The following is a 19743-nucleotide window of genomic DNA, read 5'->3' on the forward strand; positions in this document are numbered from 1 at the left end:
CGCGCAGGAACGACAAAGGCCGGGCCCGAAGGCCCGGCCTGTGCCGAGTGAAGTCGAAAGAGACTTACTTGACGATCTTGGTCACCGTACCGGCGCCGACGGTGCGGCCACCCTCACGGATCGCGTAGCCGAGGCCCTCTTCCATGGCGATCGGCTGGATGAGCTCGACCGACATTTCGGTGGTGTCACCGGGCATGACCATCTCGGTGCCCTCGGGCAGCGTGATGACGCCGGTCACGTCGGTGGTACGGAAGTAGAACTGCGGGCGGTAGTTCGTGAAGAACGGGTTGTGGCGGCCGCCCTCTTCCTTGGACAGGATGTACGCCGTGCCCTCGAAGTTGGTGTGCGGGGTGACCGAACCGGGCTTCACGATGACCTGGCCACGCTCGACGTCGTCACGCTTGGTGCCGCGGAGGAGCAGACCACAGTTCTCGCCGGCCCAGGCCTCGTCGAGCTGCTTGTGGAACATCTCGATACCCGTGACCGTGGTCTTCTGCGTCGGGCGGATGCCGACGATCTCGATCTCGGAGTTGATCGCGAGGGTACCGCGCTCGGCGCGACCCGTGACGACCGTGCCACGACCCGTGATGGTGAAGACGTCCTCGATGGGCATGAGGAACGGCTTGTCCTTGTCACGCACCGGGTCGGGGATCGACTCGTCGACGGCTTCCATGAGCTCGACGATGGCGTTGACCCACTGCTCGTCACCCTCGAGAGCCTTGAGGCCCGAGACGCGGACGACGGGGGCGTTGTCGCCGTCGAAGTCCTGCGACGAGAGGAGCTCGCGAACCTCGAGCTCGACGAGCTCCAGGATCTCCTCGTCGTCGACCATGTCCGACTTGTTCAGCGCGACGAGCAGGTAGGGAACGCCGACCTGCTTGGCGAGCAGCACGTGCTCACGCGTCTGAGCCATCGGGCCGTCGGTGGCGGCGACCACGAGGATCGCGCCGTCCATCTGCGCGGCACCGGTGATCATGTTCTTGATGTAGTCGGCGTGGCCGGGCGCGTCGACGTGCGCGTAGTGGCGCTTGGGGGTCTCGTACTCGACGTGCGAGATGTTGATCGTGATACCACGCTGACGCTCTTCCGGCGCCGAGTCGATCGACGCGAAGTCACGCTGAACGTTGGTGGCCGACGGGAACTTGTCGGCGAGCACCTTCGAGATGGCAGCGGTGAGCGTGGTCTTGCCGTGGTCGACGTGACCGATCGTTCCGATGTTCACGTGCGGCTTGGTCCGCTCGAACTTGGCCTTAGCCACTGGGTCCTCCTCAGGACGTTGGTTGCGAGGTCTCGGGCACTGGATTGCGACCGGTTCTTCGCGGGGGTTGTTCTCAGATTACTAGAGAGTCGGTATTCAGTTTGAGTGGATGCCGGGAACCCGTGCCGAAGCAGGGGCTCCCGGCATCCGCGAGGGAGGTGTTACTCGCCCTTGTTCTTCTGGACGATCTCGTCAGCAACGGCGCGAGGAACCTCGGCGTAGCTGTCGAACTCCATCGAGTACACGGCACGGCCCGAGGTCTTCGAGCGCAGGTCGCCGATGTAGCCGAACATCTCGGACAGCGGAACGAGCGCCCGCACGACCTTGACGCCCTGGGCATCTTCCATCGACTGGATCTGTCCGCGACGCGAGTTGAGGTCACCGATGACGTCGCCCATGTACTCCTCGGGAGTACGCACCTCGACCGACATGAGCGGCTCGAGGATGACGGGGTTGGCCTTGCGGATCGCTTCCTTGAAGCCCATGGAGCCGGCGATCTTGAACGCCATCTCCGAGGAGTCGACGTCGTGCGACGCGCCGTCGAGCAGGATCGCCTTGACGCCCACCATGGGGTAGCCGGCGAGCACGCCGACGTTCATGGCGTCCTGGAAGCCCTGGTCGGTGGGTCCGATGTACTCGCGGGGGATACGACCACCGCTGACCTTGTTCTCGAACTCGTAGATCTTCTCGGCCGTGACCTCGAGGGGCTCGAGCGCGAACTGGATCTTGGCGAACTGACCCGAACCACCGGTCTGCTTCTTGTGCGTGTAGTCGTGACGCTCGACGGTCTTCTTGATCGTCTCGCGGTACGCGACCTGCGGCTTGCCGACGTTAGCCTCGACCTTGAACTCGCGCTTCATGCGGTCCACGAGGATGTCGAGGTGCAGCTCACCCATGCCCTTGATGACCGTCTGGCCGGTGTCGTTGTTCTGCTCGACACGGAACGTGGGGTCTTCTTCGGCGAGCTTCTGGATCGCGAGACCCAGCTTCTCCTGGTCGGCCTTGGTCTTCGGCTCGATCGCGACCTCGATGACGGGCTCGGGGAACGTCATCGACTCGAGGACGACCTGGTTCTGCGCGTCGCAGAGGGTGTCGCCGGTCGTGGTGTCCTTGAGGCCGATGACCGCGTAGATGTGGCCGGCGGTGACCGAAGGAACCGGGTTCTCCTTGTTGGCGTACATCTGGAAGATCTTCCCGATGCGCTCCTTCTTGGACTTCGTCGAGTTGACGATCTGCGCACCCGAGTCGAGGTGACCGGAGTAGACGCGGATGTAGGTCAGACGACCGAAGAAGGGGTGCGTGACGATCTTGAACGCCAGCGCGGTGAAGGGCTCTTCACGATCGGCGTGCCGCTCGATGATCGTCTCTTCGTTCTTCGGGTCGTGCGCCTCGATGGCCGGCACGTCGAGGGGCGACGGCAGGTAGTCGATGACGGCGTCCAGCATGGGCTGCACACCGCGGTTCTTGAACGCCGAGCCGCAGAGCACCGGGTAGATCTCGGAGTTGACCGTCAGCTTGCGGATCGCGGCCTTGATCTCGGCGACGGTGAGCTCTTCGCCACCGAAGTGCTTCTCGAGGAGCTCTTCGTCGGTCTCGGCGACGGTCTCGAGGAGCTCTTCGCGGTACTTCGCGACGACGTCGGCCATGTCGGCCGGGATCTCCTGGATGTCGTACTTGGCGCCCATGGTGACATCACCCTTGGCGTCGCCCGCCCAGACGAGTGCGCGCATCTCGACGAGGTCGACGACACCGATGAAGTCGTTCTCGACGCCGATGGGCAGCTGGATGACCAGCGGCTTCGCCTTGAGCTTGTTGATGATGGTGTCGACGGTGAAGTAGAAGTCCGCGCCGAGCTTGTCCATCTTGTTGACGAAGCAGATGCGGGGGACGTTGTACTTGTCGGCCTGACGCCACACGGTCTCCGACTGGGGCTCGACGCCCTCTTTGCCGTCGAAGACGGCGACGGCGCCATCGAGCACGCGGAGCGAACGCTCCACCTCGACGGTGAAGTCGACGTGCCCGGGGGTGTCGATGATGTTGATCTGGTTCTTGTCCCAGAAGCACGTCACAGCAGCGGAGGTGATCGTGATGCCACGCTCCTGCTCCTGCTCCATCCAGTCGGTCGTCGAAGCGCCGTCGTGCGTCTCGCCGATCTTGTGGTTGGTTCCCGTGTAGTACAGGATGCGCTCGGTCGTCGTCGTCTTGCCGGCATCGATGTGCGCCATGATGCCGATGTTGCGGACCTTGGTGAGGTCGGTGAGCACGTCTTGTGCCACGGGGTGTCCTTACGTGTGGTGGCGGATGTCGTGGGTTCTTCGACGGGCTCGCGGGCCGGGTCGGCCGCCCGAGCCCGTCGAAGAAGGAGCTGTTACCAGCGGTAGTGCGCGAAGGCGCGGTTCGACTCGGCCATCTTGTGGGTGTCTTCGCGGCGCTTGACCGCGGCACCGAGGCCGTTCGAGGCGTCGAGGATCTCGTTCTGCAGACGCTCGGTCATCGTCTTCTCACGACGACCCTTCGCGTAGCTCACGAGCCAGCGCAGCGCGAGGGTGTTCGCGCGGTGCGGCTTGACTTCGACGGGCACCTGGTAGGTCGAGCCACCGACGCGGCGGCTCTTGACCTCGAGGGTGGGACGGACGTTGTCGAGCGCCTTCTTCAGCGTGGCGACGGCGTCCTGGCTGTTCTTCGCCTCGACACCCTTGAGGGCGGTGTAGACGATCGACTCTGCGATCGACTTCTTACCGTCGACGAGGATCTTGTTGACCAGCTGGCTGACGATCGGAGCACCGTAGACCGGGTCGTTGACGACCGGACGCTTGGTGACGGGACCTTTACGAGGCATCTGACTCAGCCCTTCTTCGCACCGTAGCGGCTGCGAGCCTGCTTACGGTTTTTGACGGCCTGGGTGTCGAGTGCACCGCGGACGATCTTGTAACGGACACCGGGGAGGTCCTTGACGCGACCGCCGCGGACGAGCACGAGCGAGTGCTCCTGCAGGTTGTGGCCCTCGCCGGGGATGTAGGCGGTGACCTCGGTGCCGTTGCGCAGCTTCACGCGGGCGACCTTGCGCATGGCCGAGTTCGGCTTCTTGGGGGTCGTCGTGTACACGCGGGTGCACACGCCGGCCTGCTGGGGGTTCGACTTCAGCGCGGGAGCCTTGGTCTTTGTGACCTTCGGCGAGCGGCCCTTGCGAACCAACTGCTGAATGGTTGGCACGTTCTCTCCTTGATTGTGCTGCGCGGTTCCTTGCGGTTCTGCGCAGGGTGCTGCACGGTGACAGCGTCGTGTCTCCCCCGAAACGTCGTGGATCTTGCGATTCGTGACGTGTCGGGCTCACGTGGAATCCGCCACGCGCCAGAATGATCGGACGCGGTCGTGGTGGATATGCCGTGGGGGTGACCTGTTCGCAGGCCAATCCCTGAGATGGTGCGAGCGTTGATCCGAACGACCTGCCCGGAGGCATGACGCACGGCGCGCGTGAACGCACACCCGGTCAATGATACGCGCTCCCCGGGAGCGGGGCAAACGTGTGCAGTCCCTCGGGCTGGGAGTGTGCCGGGTGCCGGTCGCTCAGCCGAGCAGCAGCACCGCGGCGGCGACCGCGACGCCCAACAGCACGACGATCACGCCCGCGAGGATCAGTGCGCGGAGCGCACCGCGACGACCCGTGCGGCGACGGCTGGCGGGCACGTCGGCCTCGGAACGGACCGCGGATGCCGATGGGCGGCGTTCCACCCGCACCGGTTCGCCCGTGCGTGGGGCGTAGGCCTGCTGCTCCCCCGCGATCGGGATGTGCGCGGCGCGGACGGTGCCGGGCACCTCTCGGTCGGCCGCGATTCGGGCGGGCGAGGTGCGAGCGGGCGCCTCGCGGTCGGGTGCCGCGCGGTCGGGTGCCGCGGCGCCGCCTGCCGCGCCGTCGGCCGCGCGCGCCGCGCGGCGACGAGCGCCCGAGGCGGTCTGGTCGTCGAGGTCGGGAGCGGGTGGCGTCGTGGGGGACACGGCGTCGGGAATGGCAGAACGTGCTCGCACGCCGGGCGCGGTGGTGTCGTCGAGGTCGAGGTCGGGCGCGACGTGTCTGCGGCGGGTCGCCTCGTCGACGTCGGGGGTCGGGGCGGGGGTCGCGGCCGGGGCCGGGCGACGGCGCGTGACCTCGTCGACATCGGGACCAGGCGCCGGGCGACGCCGTGTCACCTCATCGACCTCGGGGACCGACGCAGGACGGCGACGAGTCACCTCGTCGACATCGGGCACCGGCGCCGGGCGACGCCGTGTCACCTCATCGACGTCGAGGATCGACGCGAGCGGGCGGCGCGGAGCGGTGGTGGTCCACGCGTCCGCCGGGTCATCGGCATCCACGGGGTCGACATCCGTCGGCGCCGCGCCCGGGTCGATGCGCACGCTTCGCGATACGACCGTGTCGTCGTCGACCTCGGGTCGCGCCGAACGCACTGTGTCGTCGTGGGCGAAGCGACCCGACACCACGGTGTCGTCGTCGAGGTCGGCCCCACCCGAGCGGACGGTCTCGTCGTCGAGGTCTCCCTCGGGGACCGGGGCCGCCGGCCAGGGCCGCAGCCGACCGGACCAGAGGGTGACCTCGTCGGGATCGTCGGGGCGGTCGTAGGGGCCGCTCACACGTCCCTCCGCGACAGACGCACCTCCGCGTCGCCGAGGAAGAAGCGCTCGCCGGCCTCGATCTCCTCCCCCGGAGGGGCCTCGACCTCGGTCCCCATGAGGGTGGCGAAGAGCACCCCGTTGGTCGAGTCGAGATCCGTCACGAACCAGGTGTCGCCGCGCAGCTCGAGGCGCGCGTGCGTCTTGGACACCGTGCGGGTGTCATCCGAGATCGGTACGAGCTGCGCGTCCGGGCGTGACGGGTCGAGGGCCGGGCGACGCCCCAGGATGACGACGGACGAGGTGAGGTCGACGGGGGCACCACCCGGCGGGATCAGTGCCCACGGGATGCGCTTGCGCCGCGTCACTACGGTGCGATCGAGCTCGTCGAAGTCGTCGTCGGCCTGATCGGACGGCACCTCCGGCTGGGTGTACAAGGCCGAGACCGAAGTGCGCGCCGATCGCGGCGACCCGGCATCCGGGGCCTCCGAGACCGCAGACACGGCCTCGGACAGCTCGGGGAACTCGTCGGGAACGGCGCGGACCGCTGCGCGCGGCGCCGGGACGGGTTCGGGCGCCGGACGCGTGAGCGGAATGCCCGCCGCGGGCGTCGCGCCGTCGACATCCGGTCGCGTCGTGCGCCGCGGCGGGTTCGCCCACGGCGCTGCCTCGGAGCCGTCGGAGTCTTCGTCGACACCGGCCGCCGACGCGGCATCGGGGAACGTCGCGGGAGGGGTCCACTCCGGGGCCGCGTCGCCGCGGGCCGGTGCGCCGGGAAGCGGGCGGTCGCTGACCGGGGAGAAGCCGTCGTCGCGAACGCGAGAGGCGTCGTTTTCGGTCTCGCGCGAGTCCGGTCGCACCTCACCGCGTGCCGAGGGGCCGGCCGCGGGCTCGCGCGGAAGAGAGGTCTCCCCCGTTGCGGGAGCCTCGTCGCGCAGCGCGTCGAGCACGTCGAAGACCGATGTCGGCACCGGCGGGGTCGGGGCGACGCGAGTCGGGGCGACGGGGGCGGGCTCGACGGCGGGCGATGCGGGCTGCGCGTCGGCCTCTGAGGTCGCGGTCGACGGGACGTCGGCGGCGAGCGGGAACCCGCTCGCGCGGCGCGGACCGTCGAAGTTCGCGGGGCGGAGGTCGGCGGGCGGGGCCCAGTCGCTCGGCGACGGGGCGGCGTCGGAGAGCGATCCGGAGGGGGCCGCGAACGGCACCGCGACCGGCGCCGTGCCCGGCACAGCGGCGGGCACGGACTCGGCCGGGCCCTCGGCATCCTGATCACGGGCGGAGTCCGCGGGGTCGGGTGTCCAGCCGCCGATCAGCGGCACGTACGGCCCGTCGAAGTCACGACCGCGGCGCGCTGGGGCGGAATCCTCGTCGACGGCCGAGCGGGGGGCGGCCGCGTCGTCGCCCTCCCAGCGCGCCGAGCCGAAGCCGAGGATGCTCGCCCAGATCACGGGGAACAGCGCACCCACGACGGTCATGCCCGCGCCGGCGCCGAAGCCGACCGAGATCCGGTGCACCGCGACGATGAAGACGACGATGAAAGCGATCCCGCCGAAGATCGGGACGATGTTGAGCAGCACGAGCCACGGCGAGAAGCCGCCCAGCTTCAGCACCGTCGCGACGTTCAGGACGGGGATCCAGGCCTTCCACGTGGGCTCCCCGATCTTGCGGAAGACCGCGGCGAGCGCGAGCGCGAGCCAGAGGTAGAGGATGACGGCGAGCGCGAGCGAAGCCGCACCGAGGATCCAGCCGGTGGAATCGGTCATGTCGTGTCGCGTCCCGCCGGGGCGGTGGGACGCTTCCCCCTCTCGTCGCGATGCGGCGACCCCCGCCGCGGACGGCGTGGGGCGAGGAACCGCAGGAACGATCTCAACGATACGGCCGCGCGGACGCGCCGCCAGAAACCCCGCTGACGCAGCAGCACGCGGCGATCCGCGTCGACGATGCGCCAGAAGGCCGCGACCTCGTCGGCGCTCACCGCGGTGGGGGCGAACACCGCCCGATCGGCGTCTTCGGCCAGACGGGTCGCGGACGGGGTGGCGAAGGCTCGAGCCAGTTCGCTGCGGGTCGGCGCGAGGGGAACGGTCCGGCCGGCGTCGATGCCCGCGTCGACGTACTCGTCCCACCCGCCCGCGATGGCGGCACGCGGGTCGGGGTCGCGGCGGCGCCCGCGCCGGCGCAGCGCCTTCGCGATGACGACGGCGAGGAACGGGCCGAAGAGCACCAGCAGCGCCAGCGCGGTGATCCCCACCACCCGCAGCACGGGCCAGAGCCAGGCGAGATCGAGGCCGTCGTCGGTGGGGACGTCGTCGTCGAGCGCGTTGTCTTCCTGCACGGGCGCCGGGGGCACCACTTCTTCGACGGTGTCGGGACGCACCTCGGTGACGTTCTCGGGGTCCTGCTGCTGCGTCACCTCGAGACTCGGCGACTGCTCCCACTGCGGTGTGACGTCGATGGCGGCCCAGCGCCCGTCGACGCCCTGCACCTCGGTCCACGCGCTCAGATCACGGGCGCGGCACTCGCCGGCCGCGCACGTGGACAGCTCGGCGTCGGCGGAGACGAGGCGCGTGCCCACGACGATCCGAGCGGGGAATCCCAGCTCGTGGGCGATGAGGGCGGTCGCGACGGCGAACTGCTCGTCGTCGCCGACGGCGGCGACGAAGTTGCCCGAGGTCTCGGCCCGTGGATCTTCTTCCCGCTCCAGCAGTCGCTCGAACATCGCGTCGATGCGCGCCAGCGAGTGCCCGGAGGCGCTCGGCTGCACCTGGTACCCGGGAAGCTCGGCCGCCCAGGCCGGGGTCGCCGAGCCCTGCGGCGCGAGACTGTGACTCAGGTATCCGCGAGCGCGCAACAGCTGCACCAGCGACTGCAGGGCGGCCCCGTCGGAGCCGGCGGCGTGCTCCTGCACCCAGCGTCGCAGGTTGTCTCCGCCCGACACCCCGTCGGCCACTCCCGGCGGGGTCAGGCTCGCGAGGTCGACGGCCTCCGGTTCGACGGCCGACAGCCGGTAGCGGTCGCCCTGGCTCAGGCCTCCGTCGGCGGTCTGGACGCCGGCTTCGGCGGCGGCGCTGTAGTAGAACCGGTCGGCGAGCAGGGTGCGCCGATCCCCCTCGAACGTCACCGAGGCGAGGCTCCCGGCGGTCGGCATCCAGATCCCGTCGCCGTCGACGATCTCGATGTCGGCGTCGACGGGGCGCCCCTCCCCCGCGTCGCGCACCGACGGCAGGCGCAGGAACCCCCCGCCCGTGTCGCCGGAGGCGCGGAAGATCTCACCGTCGTACATGTCGAGGGTTGCGACACGGATGCGCTCGGGCAGGGAACCCTCGCCGCTGACGCGGAACAGCACGTCGTCGGCGCGCGCATCGGCGAACATCGCGCGGTACTGGGCCAACGGGCTCACCGCCTCGGCGATCTGGGCGTCGGGACCGGCCGCGGAACGCAGCACCTGCCGGTCGGCATCCCGCGCCACCCACGGCACGACCGCGGTCGTCGCCACCACCGCGACCCCGAGCATCGCCACCCCGAGAGCCGCGCGGCGACGGTCGGTGGCCGACCTGCCGGGCGCGACGGGAGCCGCCGACACGTCGCTCGCCCGCTGCAGCGCGCGGAGGCGCTCGTCGTGCGCGCGCCAGGCCAGCCACAGCACCGCCACCAGCAGGGCGCACAGTCCGACCGCCGTCTCGACCGGTGACGCCAACGTCAGCGGACCGACGACGAGGGGCGCGCTGGTCGCGGTGCGGCCGAAGAACAGACCGAAGCCGACCATGGCCAGACCGCTCACGACGGCACCGGTCGCGCGACGGTCGCCGCGCCACGCCAGCGCAAGGGTCGCCCCCGTGCCGACCAGGAAGACGACGAGGGCGGGGACGAGCAGGTTGCGGTACGAGCCGACCGGCAGGTCGACCGTGACCAGGTCCTTCCACGCGACGACGAGCCCGGCGAGGGCCTCTCCGAGGCCGCGCAGCGCGTCGAGCGGCGAGGTGAGGCGCGACGGCGCGGCGAGCGGGACCGCGAGGAGCACGAACGCCCCCGCCAGACCGCCCGCGAGCGCCCACCCGCCCCCGCGCCGCCACGCGACGAGGGCGACCACCGTGGCCGCGACGATCGACGCCCCCACAACCAGCACGAGGAACGACGCCGACGCGTAGATCGGCCACGCCGCGACCGCCGCCAGCACGATGCACGCGGCGGTGAACAACGCCCCCGCGACCCGTCGCGGAATCGACGCCTCGCGTCGACGACGGGCCGAGGTGTCTCGGCGCCGCGCGCTCATGACGTGGCTCCCCGCGCGAGCAGTCCGGACAGATCGTCGAGGGTGCCGATGGTCAGCACCGTCAGACCCGCGATGCTCTGCATGCGCGGGTGAGCGCGTTCGTCGCAGATGACGGCGGCGACCGCCGTGTCGACCGGGAACGCCAACGCCGCCTGCCGCAGACGCCCGAGCGGGACGGCCGACCCGACGACGACGAACGCGATCGAGAGGCGCTCGTTGGCTTCGGATGCCAAGCGGCAGACGTCTTCGACCGGCATCGTGTTCTCGTGCCGGTCGAGTCCGCTGAACCCGTCGAGCAGAGCACGCGGCGAGATCACCGGCACATGGCGGATCGCGCGCAGGCGCCCCTTCACCACGCGCGGGATCTCGGACCCGGTGACGATGTCGATGTCGCGCGCGTCGCGGACCGCCCGGATACCCAGCGAGGCGGCGGCCGACACCGCGAGCTCGTACTCGTCGGCATCCGCGTACTCCTGGGTCGCGGCGGCGAGCACCACCGCCATGCGCGAGCGACGGGACTCCTCGTATTGGCGCACCATCAGCCGGCCCGTCTTCGCCGTCGACTTCCAGTGCACCTGACGCCGGGAGTCCCCCGGAACGTATTCGCGGATCGCGTGGAACGACATGTCGGCGTCGACCAGGCGGCGGGTGGCGTTGCCCTCGAGGTCGCGCATGAGGCCGGCGCTGGTGGAGGGGAGCCCCACCGTACGGGGGTGCACGAACACCTCGTGCACGTCGTCGAAGGCGTGCTCGCGCCGGAGCAGACCGATCGGGTCGCTGCGCACGGTCGTGACGGGGCCGACCCGCACGACACCGCGCGGAAGCGGTGGAATCTCGAGCGGCTCGGTGGTGTCCTGACCCGGGCGGAGCAGCGGCACCCCGAACTCGACGAGCCCGCGACCGACCGGGATGTCGAGACGACCGGGGAGCGTGGGGCGCGCACTCTCGTTGCGCACGACGATCTCGCCGGTCACCCCGTGGCCCGCGACCACGCGTTCGTGGGTGAGGGCCAGGTCGACGGCGTACGCGCGCGCGCCGAACAGGAACGGCACGGCCATCACCAGCAGCAGCAGGGCGGCGCTGCCCGCGACCATCCACTCGACCCAGCCGAAGATGAGTCCGAACGCCAGCCCGAGCGAAGCGGCCACCACGACCACGGCACCGGCCGGGCGTACGGTTCTCCCCGCCCACCGCGCAGCCGCGTCCACCGCCTCGGTCGCGACGCGCCAGGCCTCGGCGACCTGCACGACCGCACGCACGATCCGGCGCTGCCGGCGGGTCGACGTCGAGGTGATCGACGTGCGCGAGCCGGTCGCCATCGTGCCGGCCGACGTGCGCGTCAGACGCGACTCGGTGAGGTTCACATCGGGCATGACCCGACCCCCGGGGGTGCGGATGCCACGGCCACCGCCATCGTCACGCGCTTTCGCGCTGCGTGGGCGGCAGGGTGTCGAGCAGCACCTGACCCACGACGGCCTCCTGCGTCACGCCGTCGAACTCCGCCTCGGGGTGAAGGATCAGCCGGTGCGAGAGCACGGGCACGGCGAGCGCCTTCACGTCGTCGGGGGTCGCGTACGTGCGGCCCTGCGACGCCGCACGGGCGCGCGTCGCGCGGGTGAGGGCCAGCGCACCGCGGATACTGACGCCGAGCCGCACCTCGTCGGCCGTGCGGGTGGCATCCACGAGTCGCACGATGTAGTCGAGCACGAGCGCGTCGACGTAGACGGATGCCGCGAGGTCGGCCATGCCGACGAGGGCCTGTGGCGTGATGATCGGGCGGAGGTCGGCCGTGGCGACGGCGCCGCCGTCGAGGATGCGGATGGTCGCGGCGTGGTCGGGGTAGCCGAGCGAGGTGCGCAGGAGGAAGCGGTCGAGCTGCGCCTCGGGCAGGCGATAGGTGCCGGCCTGCTCGACGGGGTTCTGCGTCGCCAGCACGAGGAACGGCACGCCGACCTCGCGCGAGACGCCGTCGATGGTGACGCTGCCCTCTTCCATGACCTCGAGCAGCGCCGACTGCGTCTTCGGGCTCGCGCGGTTGATCTCGTCGGCGAGGACGATGTTGGCGAAGATCGGGCCGGTGTGGAACTCGAACGAGCCCGTCTTCTGGTCGTAGACCGTGATGCCGGTGATGTCGCCCGGGAGCAGGTCGGGGGTGAACTGGATGCGGGTGTTCGTGCCCTGCACCGACTGCGCGACGGCGCGCGCGAGCGAGGTCTTGCCCGTGCCGGGGACGTCTTCGAGCAGCACGTGTCCGTCGCTGAGCATGGCGGTGAGCACCAGTTCGACCACGTGCCGCTTGCCGAGGACGGCGCGCTCGACGTTGTCGGCGATCTGCGAGAAGGTCTGGGAGAACCAGGTGGCCTGCTCCTGGGTGATCGTCATGTCGGTGGTGTCTTCCTGTGGCGGGGGGGGCGGGGTGTCGGGTGCCGGACGTCGGCGGACGGGGCGTCAGTCGGGCGGGGTGTCTTTGGGAGGCTGGGAGGGCTCGGCGGGCTTGCCGGGATCGCAGGAGCCGTTGACCTCGAGAGTCGCGGATTCGAGCCCCCAGTCGCGCGACGACCAGTCGATCTTGACGGTCACGCCCGTGACGCTGACGGCGCCGCGGGGAACGGTGCGGGGATCGTCCTGGGGGTCGAGCTTCTTGCCGTTCTTGTCGCGGTAGGTCGCCCCGGCGTACGACGGGGTTCCGTTGCCGATGCCGTTGCTGGTGTCCCACTCCGCTTTCAGCTGGCTCCCGGCGACGCAGGAGTCGATGGAGGCGCGGGCCTGCACCTGGTAGGGCGCGCTGCCGGAGGCCGCGTCCACCGAGCCGCGATTCGACCGCGTCGGCCAGACCTTGTGCTGGAAGTAGACGCCTATGTTCGGGTCGCGGTCGTACACGCTGGTTCCGGGACCCCAGTTCTCGTAGACGGTCTCGTTGTTGCGCGGGGGATCGTCACCCTCCTGGATGCCGCTGATCCGCCAGTACGCCTCGTCGCCCTCCACGTCGGGGGTCGCTCCGACCCGGAAGGTGTACCCGCGCGGGGCGGTGGGGTCTTGCGTGGCATCGACCGACTTCTCGATGGTCTCCGACCCGTACACGCGCCCGTCGTAGACCGAGTCGACGCACAGCCGCACCGTGTACGTCTTGCCGTCGTCCTTGCCGGGGAACTCGGCGCGCTTCTTCTCGCCGTCGACCCGGCAGGCGCCGTCGAGGGCGAAGCCGTAGCGCAGGGTCGAGTCGTCGCCGTTGGTCGACGCGGAGCCCTCGGCGCTGATCGTGACCTTTCCGCCTCCGTTCTGCGTCGACGTGAGTTTCAGCTCCAGCTGCGTGGGCTTTCCCACCCCGTGGGCCGTGAACACCAGCGCCTGCCCGGTCTGCGATCCGCCGAGCCCGGGGGGCACCGTGAAGCGCGAGATGGGCGTGACCGACACTTCGGTGCCGGTGTTGCTGCCGACGGTGAAGCCGCGCAGCGTGACGCTGTCTTGATTGCGGCCGACGTCGACCTTCTTCGTCTCACCCGAGGCGCTCTTGACCTCGAGCGTGCCGGTCTCGGCCGATTCGATGCCGGTGATGGTCAGGTCGGCGACCTTGCCGTCGCCCCCGGTCTGCACGGGCTCGAAGCTCGCCCCCGCCGGGCGGTTGGGGGTGTCGTAGGCCCAGGCGGTCGTGCGCACCGACGCAGTGGACTCCCCCACGCTGTTCACGGCGTTGACGACGTATTCGCGCTGCTCCCCGTTGGGGGCGGCGATGGTCGGGCAGGCGCCGTCGGGGCCGCACTGCGCGACGACCTCGCCGCGCCACCGCACCGTGTAGCCGGCCAGTGACGGGTAGGCGCGACGGGCCTCGCCCGGGTCGATGCGCAGGGTCACCGAGCCGTCGGAATACGCGGTCTGCCGCACGCTCGCGGGGCCACGGGGATAGCCCAGCAGGTCGAGCACGACCCGCGCGTCGCGGGTGGCGGCGGTGGTGCGCCCCTGGGCGTCGCGCAGGGTGACGCTGGCGCTGCAGGTCGCACCGGGAGCATCGGTCGACCACGACGCGACGATGCTGGACGACGACGCCACCGAGAAGGTCACCCCGGTGCACGAGGCCGTCGGGCGCACGCCCACGACCTCGAGCGGGGTGCGCGGCAGCGGGTTGACCTCACCCGTGATGCCGATGACGCCGATGCTGCAGCTCGACCCCGAGGCCTGCGAGCACTGCGACGACGTCGTGCCGCCCTGCGGCAGGGTCGAGGGGGCCGCGCCCACGCGCAGCACGAGTCGGGCCGGGGCGACGGCGTTGTGGCTGGTGACCGAGATGATGGCGGCGTTGTCGGTCCCCGGCACGGCGCGGTCGGTGCCGGTCACGGTGACCGTCGACCCGTCGAGCGCGACCTGGAAGGCCGAGCCCGAGTACTCCAGCGCGTAGCGGATCGCGCCCCAGTCCTCACGCCCCAGCTGCCACGAGGTCATGTTGCGCAGGTCGAAGGTCGCCGTCTCGCCCGGTCCGACGCTGAGCGCGCCCGGCCGCAGCTCGGGCTGGGGATCGCGGGCGATCACACCGATCGGCACCGAGAGCACGGTCCAGTCCTGCGTGCCGGCGACCCGCACGGGCACCTGGCACGCATCGGTCCAGGGGGAACCGGTACCCGCGTCGTAGCGCACCACGGATCCGGTCACGCTGCAGCGGCCCTCGGCGCGGACGCCGGTGGTCGTGACGTCGGGGCCGACTTCGAGGGTCGCGCGTCGAGGGAGGGCCACCAGCGAGGCCATGTCGAACTCGACCGAGGCGAGCTCGTCGACGCGCTGGGCCGTGCCCGGGCGCAGCGACAGGCTCAGGTCGTCGTCGCCCGGCACGCGCAGGAACGCGTACGTGGTGACGTCGGTGTCACCCGAGCGGCCCGAGACGGCGAACGGGATGACGCGGCGGGTGGCGGGCAGCTCGCCCGAGATCTTCCGCCCGTCGACCCGGAGGTCGGCGGGCTGTCCCCACAGCGCCACGTCGAGCGACCCGACGTCGCCCGCCGACCAGGTCGCCTTGCCCCCGAGCACGTCGACGCCCGAGGTGAAGTCGTCGCGGTTCTCGACGGTCAGCACGGTGTCGGCGACGACGGGATAATCGGGAACGCTCTCGCGCACGACCTTCACCACGATGAGCCCGCGCCCGGTGTTGCCCGAGTCCGACTCGACGTCGTAGAGGAACGACATCGTGCCGGGCGACTCACCGGCGCGCAGGACCACGCCCGTGTCGGTCAGTGTCCGCACGAAACCGTTCAGGCGCGCGTACTCCGGGTTGTCGCTACCGTCGACCAGGGTCTGCGGCAGATCGGGGCGCACCCCGGTGAGCGTGAGACGGCCCTGCGTGGGGTCGATGTCGTTGGCCAGGGGACTGACGCGGATCTCGCTGTCGGCCCCCGCCTGCACCTGCACGTAGTCGGTGAAGGTGATGGGACTCGGGTTGGCCTCGGCGTCGAGGACTCCGATGCGCACCGTGCCCTCACCGGTCGCGCCGGCGGTGTCGGAGACCCGGTAGCGGAACGTGATCTGCCCCCGGTCGCCCGGCACCGACGAGTAGACGATCGAGGAACCATCCGGCGTCACGGATGCCGTACCCCGGTCGGGCTGGCTCACGATGCGATCGAGGGTGACGGCGTCGCCGTCGGGGTCGACGCCGAAGCCGTGGAACTCCACGGTGGTCGTCCCCCCGCTGAGGACGCGGCCCTCGAGCGTGTCGGGCAGCGGGGCGCGGTTGGCCTCGCCGCCGAGCACCGTGATGCGCACCGTCGCCTCGTCCCAGAGCGCCGGGGTGCCGGTCGTGAAGACGCGGTAGGTCACCTCGTACGACCCCGGCGCGGTGGGAGCGAGGTAGCGCAGCACCCCGGCCGACGCGAAGGCCAGGGCGTCGCTGGCCGGCTGAGCCTGCACGCTCGACGGGTCGAGGGTGGGTCGCCCCCCGGCGGGCGAGATGTCGTTGTCGAGCACGGGGATGTCGATCTGCGCGCCCGCGCGCACCGTCACGGTGTCGTCGACCGCGATGGGCGCGATCTCGGGGGCGGGCGGAAGGAGGTACACGGTGGCCTCACCGGTCACCCGGGATCCCTCGTCGTCGGTGCCGTCGCTGACGGTGTAGCCCACCGTTCCGAGCAGACCGGCGCTGCCGTCGGCCGTGCTGCCCGAGACGCGCAGATCGTTCTGCCCGACGGTGTCCACCGTCAACGACGCGCCGTCTTCGGCGGCCGGCTGCACGTCGCTGAGCAGCAGGACTCGGCCGGTGGGGTTGGACACGGCCGAGAACACGTCGAGCGTGGCGTCTTCTTGCGGTCGCACGAAGGCCACGACCGGCGAGGTCGACAGCTGCGCGGGGGCGTCGCCCGGGAGCAGCGTGATGCGCGCGGTGCCGTTGGCGTCGCGTCCTCCGCCGTTGACGGTGAAGTCGACGCGGTACACCCCCGGCTGCGACGCCGAGAAATCGAACGTGGTGCTGCCGCCCACGACGGTGGCGTTGGCGGTGGCCTCGTCGAGCACGCGCACCGAGGTGAGAGTGATGTCGCCGGCCGTTCCCGTCACGTGGGGTCCGACGTCGACGGTCACCGACGAGCCCGCGGTGTCGAGCCGGGTGAACGACTGCACGGCCAGGGTGGGGTCGGGCGCCACCCGGATGATGAGCGGCTTCGTCGCGGTCGCTCCCGCGGTGTCGGCCACGGTGACGTCGAGCTGGACGTTCTGCTCGCCGCCGGAGCCGTCGTCGGCGTGCTGGTAGACGACGTCGCCGGCGGGGGTCGCGGCGACCGTGCCGACGCCGCCCGGGTTGTCGACCGACAGCAGCAGCAGCGGGTCTCCGTCGGGGTCGACCCACCCGGGCAGCACCGGGACGGTGATGGTGCCCCCGCGCGCGACCTCGGGGGTCGGCCACTGCTGCAGACACGTCTCGACGCCGCACCAGACGGGGGCGGAGTTCGTGTCGGCGGGCGAGACGGTGAGGGTCACGGTGGTGGGGGGCGAGGTGAGCCCGTCGGCCGTGGTGCCGTCGGTCACGGCGTACGAGAACGTCGCCGTCCCGGTCGCGCCGGGCGTCACCCGCACGGCCAGGCGCTGCCCGGCGTCGGTGACGGTGAGGGAGCCGAAGCCGGGGTCGAGACCGGTGACGCTCTCGGCCACGATGCTCAGCACGTCTTCGTTCGGGTCGTGGTCGTTCAGCAGCACCGGAAGCGTGACGAGGCGCCCGGCGCGCACGCCGAAGGAGTCGGGTTCGGCGACGGGAGGCTTCGGGTCGAGCACGACGCTGAGCTGTTCCTCGCTCTGGACGGCCGCCTGCTCGGTGCGGTCGTCGAGCGACCAGTTCTGGCTGGAGGCCACGAGGGCGCCGTCGGGCACCGTCCACACCCACCCCGATCGCGTCTCGTTGAGAATCACGGCGTGGTCGGTCGCGACGAAGACCGGTCGCCGTTGGTCGGGCATGGTCGCCCCGCCGTAGTCGAGGTCGGTCTCGCCCTGGTCGGAGCGCCACAGCGTGCCGCGCGCGTCTCCGGGCAGCAGCCATGCCGCGTACGCGACGCCCTGGTGGGTGAGCGGTCGCGCGGGCTGACCGAGCACGGCGCCGCCACCGCCCACCTCGCGACGGGGTTCCGATCCGTCGGCGGGAACGCTCCACAGCGACTGTTCGTCGGCGATGTACACCGACCGCGCATCGGCGTCGGCCTCACCGACGACCGTCTGCTCGCCCGTGTCGATGTCGACGGGGTCCGCCCCTCGGACCCAGACGCGTCCGGCGTCGGGGTCGACGAGCACCCAGGCGTCTCCCGCCGCCGACAGCACGGGGGCCGCCACGTCGACGTCGAGCGCGTCGCGGGCTCGGACCTCGTCGGCCTCGAGGTCGTATCGGATGACCGAGGCGTCCGCCGAGGAGTACGCGAAGAGCATTCCCCTCGCGTCGAGCGCGATGGCATCCGCGGTGTAGGACTGGGCGCCCTCGTCGCCGGCCGTTCCGAAGGGATCGAGTTCGGTCGTGCTCTGACCGGCCCGACTCAGCCGACCCGCGAACAGCGTGCCGGTGTCGGTGCGGTACACGGCGTAGTCGCCCGCCGTCACCACCGACGTCGTGCCGGCCGGGGTGTCGGGCGCGGACTCGAGCTGCTCCCGCTGCAGATCGATCGGCTGGGCCTCATCGATGCGGGTGAGCTTGCTGAAGCTGTCGCTGAAGAGGTACGCCCCGTCGCCGCTCTGGGCCACCTGGCTGGGGTTGCCCGCGGTGCGGACGGTGTCGAGCTCGCCCACCGTCGTGTTCACGCGGGCGTACCGCTGCCCCTCGCCCGTCTGCAGCGCCCACACCGACGTGTCGACCTCGGGCGTCTGCTGGGCGTCGAGACCGGGCCAGACGATGCTGGCGGTCACCACGAGGGCGACGGCCGCGAGGCTCGAGCCCAGACCGACGAGGGTACGGCGCTTCATCACAGCACCCCCGTGGCGTAGAGCGCGGCCACGGCGACGGCGCCCGCGGTCACGAGCGTGGCGCCGGCCAGCACCCAGGGCAGCACCCGGTACGTCGGCGAGGCGGGAGAGGCGATGTCGGTGTCCTCGTCGCGCGCGAGACCCGCCATGCCCGACGCGCCGCGGACCTTGCGGGATCCCTCGCGTTCGAGGCGCGAGCGCACCGGCCCGCGCTGGGTGGCGTCGGCGAAGTCGACCGTGCGCGCACCGGGCGTCCACTCGGCCGCCGGCACCTCGAGCGGAGTGGCCGGCGATCCGAGCTCGGACTGCACCCGCTGCAGGGCCTCGCCGAACGCGCGGGCACTGGGTTGGCGATCACCGGGGTTGCGCGACATCGCCGTCGCCAGCACCGCCTGCAGCGAGGGCGGGACGTCGGTGCGCGAGATGTCGGTGTACGTCGCCCGGGCGATGCGGCGGCGCAGCTGCTCGCGCGAGTTCTGCCCGCGCTCGCGGCGCTCGAAGGGGCTGTGCCCCGCCAGCAGCGAGTACACGGTGGCCCCGAGGCTCCACACCTCGCTCGCGACGGTTCCGGCGGTCTGCTCCGCGACCACCTCGGGAGCGCTCCACGGCACCGACATCGCCAGCATCTCGTCGGCACCGTGCGGCGCGAGCGACGACGAGATGCCGAAGTCGGCGAGCACCGGGGCACCGAACGTGGTGACGAGGATGTTGCTGGGCTTGACGTCGCGGTGGATGAGCCCGGCGTGGTGCGCAGACTCGAGGGCGCCCGCCATGCGCACGCCGATCGAGAGCACCTCGGCCACGGGCATGCGTTCGACGCGGTAGCGCTGCGCCAGCGACCCCGGGCAGAACTCCATGACGATGTAGGGCCGCCCGTCGGCGGAGATGCCCGCCTGGTAGACGGTCACGATCGACGGGTGCGCCGACAGGTGCGCGAGCACGTCGGCTTCGGCGTTGAACATGCGCAGCAGGTCGGCGTCGCGCGCATCGCTGGGCAGGACCTTGACCGCGACGTCGCGGCGGGGCATGTCCTGCCCGTAGAGGAAGACGTCGGCGAAGCCGCCCGAGCCGAGCGGGCGGATGTAGGCCAGCCCGGGCAGGATGGGCGGCGACGACGGAAGCCGCTGCGGCATCGAGCCCCCTCCCGGACGACGCGCCCGCGACTCAGCGGGCGGACAACTGGAGCATGCTAACA

At 71.0% G+C, this 19743-nt stretch carries 11 protein-coding genes; all 11 read right to left on the minus strand.

Translation table 11 applies throughout. The features are described from left to right. Positions 1-64: 64 nt before the first annotated feature. The gene (gene tuf / locus IFR11_RS14510) at positions 65-1258 is read right to left on the minus strand and encodes an elongation factor Tu (protein WP_055833601.1); all 1194 of its coding nucleotides are present in this window, start codon (positions 1256-1258) and stop codon (positions 65-67) included. Positions 1259-1419: 161 nt separating this feature from the next. Continuing rightward, positions 1420-3534, minus strand: coding sequence for an elongation factor G (fusA, locus tag IFR11_RS14515; protein WP_055833598.1), 2115 nt, complete (start codon positions 3532-3534; stop codon positions 1420-1422). 92 nt (positions 3535-3626) lie between these two features. Beyond that, a complete protein-coding gene (rpsG, locus tag IFR11_RS14520) occupies positions 3627-4097 on the minus strand; it encodes a 30S ribosomal protein S7 (protein ID WP_055833595.1) in 471 nt (156 codons plus the stop codon). Positions 4098-4102: 5 nt separating this feature from the next. Further along, positions 4103-4471 carry a 30S ribosomal protein S12 gene (rpsL, locus tag IFR11_RS14525; protein WP_017201609.1) on the minus strand — a complete coding sequence of 123 codons (369 nt, stop codon included), beginning with the start codon at positions 4469-4471 and terminating at the stop codon, positions 4103-4105. 354 nt (positions 4472-4825) lie between these two features. Further along, positions 4826-5887 carry a hypothetical protein gene (locus IFR11_RS14530; RefSeq protein ID WP_191916621.1) on the minus strand — a complete coding sequence of 354 codons (1062 nt, stop codon included), beginning with the start codon at positions 5885-5887 and terminating at the stop codon, positions 4826-4828. Then, positions 5884-7629, minus strand: a complete 1746-nt coding sequence (locus IFR11_RS14535) for a DUF5684 domain-containing protein (RefSeq protein WP_191916622.1) — start codon at positions 7627-7629, stop codon at positions 5884-5886. Before IFR11_RS14535 ends, IFR11_RS14530 begins: the two co-directional genes overlap by 4 nt. Further along, positions 7626-10136, minus strand: coding sequence for a transglutaminase domain-containing protein (locus tag IFR11_RS14540; protein ID WP_191916623.1), 2511 nt, complete (start codon positions 10134-10136; stop codon positions 7626-7628). The genes IFR11_RS14535 and IFR11_RS14540 overlap by 4 nt, the downstream gene beginning before the upstream one ends. Then, positions 10133-11509 (minus strand): DUF58 domain-containing protein, encoded by a 1377-nt coding sequence (locus IFR11_RS14545; protein ID WP_191916624.1) that lies wholly within the window; start codon positions 11507-11509, stop codon positions 10133-10135. The genes IFR11_RS14540 and IFR11_RS14545 overlap by 4 nt, the downstream gene beginning before the upstream one ends. A gap of 43 nt (positions 11510-11552) precedes the next feature. Continuing rightward, positions 11553-12518 (minus strand): AAA family ATPase, encoded by a 966-nt coding sequence (locus tag IFR11_RS14550; RefSeq protein ID WP_191916625.1) that lies wholly within the window; start codon positions 12516-12518, stop codon positions 11553-11555. A gap of 66 nt (positions 12519-12584) precedes the next feature. Beyond that, positions 12585-18548 (minus strand): Ig-like domain-containing protein, encoded by a 5964-nt coding sequence (locus IFR11_RS14555; protein WP_191916626.1) that lies wholly within the window; start codon positions 18546-18548, stop codon positions 12585-12587. Then, positions 18548-19681, minus strand: a complete 1134-nt coding sequence (locus IFR11_RS14560) for a serine/threonine-protein kinase (protein ID WP_055935941.1) — start codon at positions 19679-19681, stop codon at positions 18548-18550. The genes IFR11_RS14555 and IFR11_RS14560 overlap by 1 nt, the downstream gene beginning before the upstream one ends. Positions 19682-19743 lie beyond the last annotated feature (62 nt).

It is taken from the genome of Microbacterium sp. CFBP 8801 (assembly GCF_014839455.1).
Taxonomy (GTDB): domain Bacteria; phylum Actinomycetota; class Actinomycetes; order Actinomycetales; family Microbacteriaceae; genus Microbacterium.

Coding starts and splice junctions, on each gene's coding strand:
- rpsG (WP_055833595.1), bottom strand. CDS start 4,097: ATGCCTCGTAAAGGTCCCGTCACCAAGCGTCCGGTCGTCAACGACCCG.
- IFR11_RS14535 (WP_191916622.1), bottom strand. CDS start 7,629: ATGACCGATTCCACCGGCTGGATCCTCGGTGCGGCTTCGCTCGCGCTC.
- IFR11_RS14540 (WP_191916623.1), bottom strand. CDS start 10,136: ATGAGCGCGCGGCGCCGAGACACCTCGGCCCGTCGTCGACGCGAGGCG.
- IFR11_RS14545 (WP_191916624.1), bottom strand. CDS start 11,509: ATGCCCGATGTGAACCTCACCGAGTCGCGTCTGACGCGCACGTCGGCC.
- IFR11_RS14550 (WP_191916625.1), bottom strand. CDS start 12,518: ATGACGATCACCCAGGAGCAGGCCACCTGGTTCTCCCAGACCTTCTCG.
- IFR11_RS14555 (WP_191916626.1), bottom strand. CDS start 18,548: ATGAAGCGCCGTACCCTCGTCGGTCTGGGCTCGAGCCTCGCGGCCGTC.
- IFR11_RS14560 (WP_055935941.1), bottom strand. CDS start 19,681: ATGCCGCAGCGGCTTCCGTCGTCGCCGCCCATCCTGCCCGGGCTGGCC.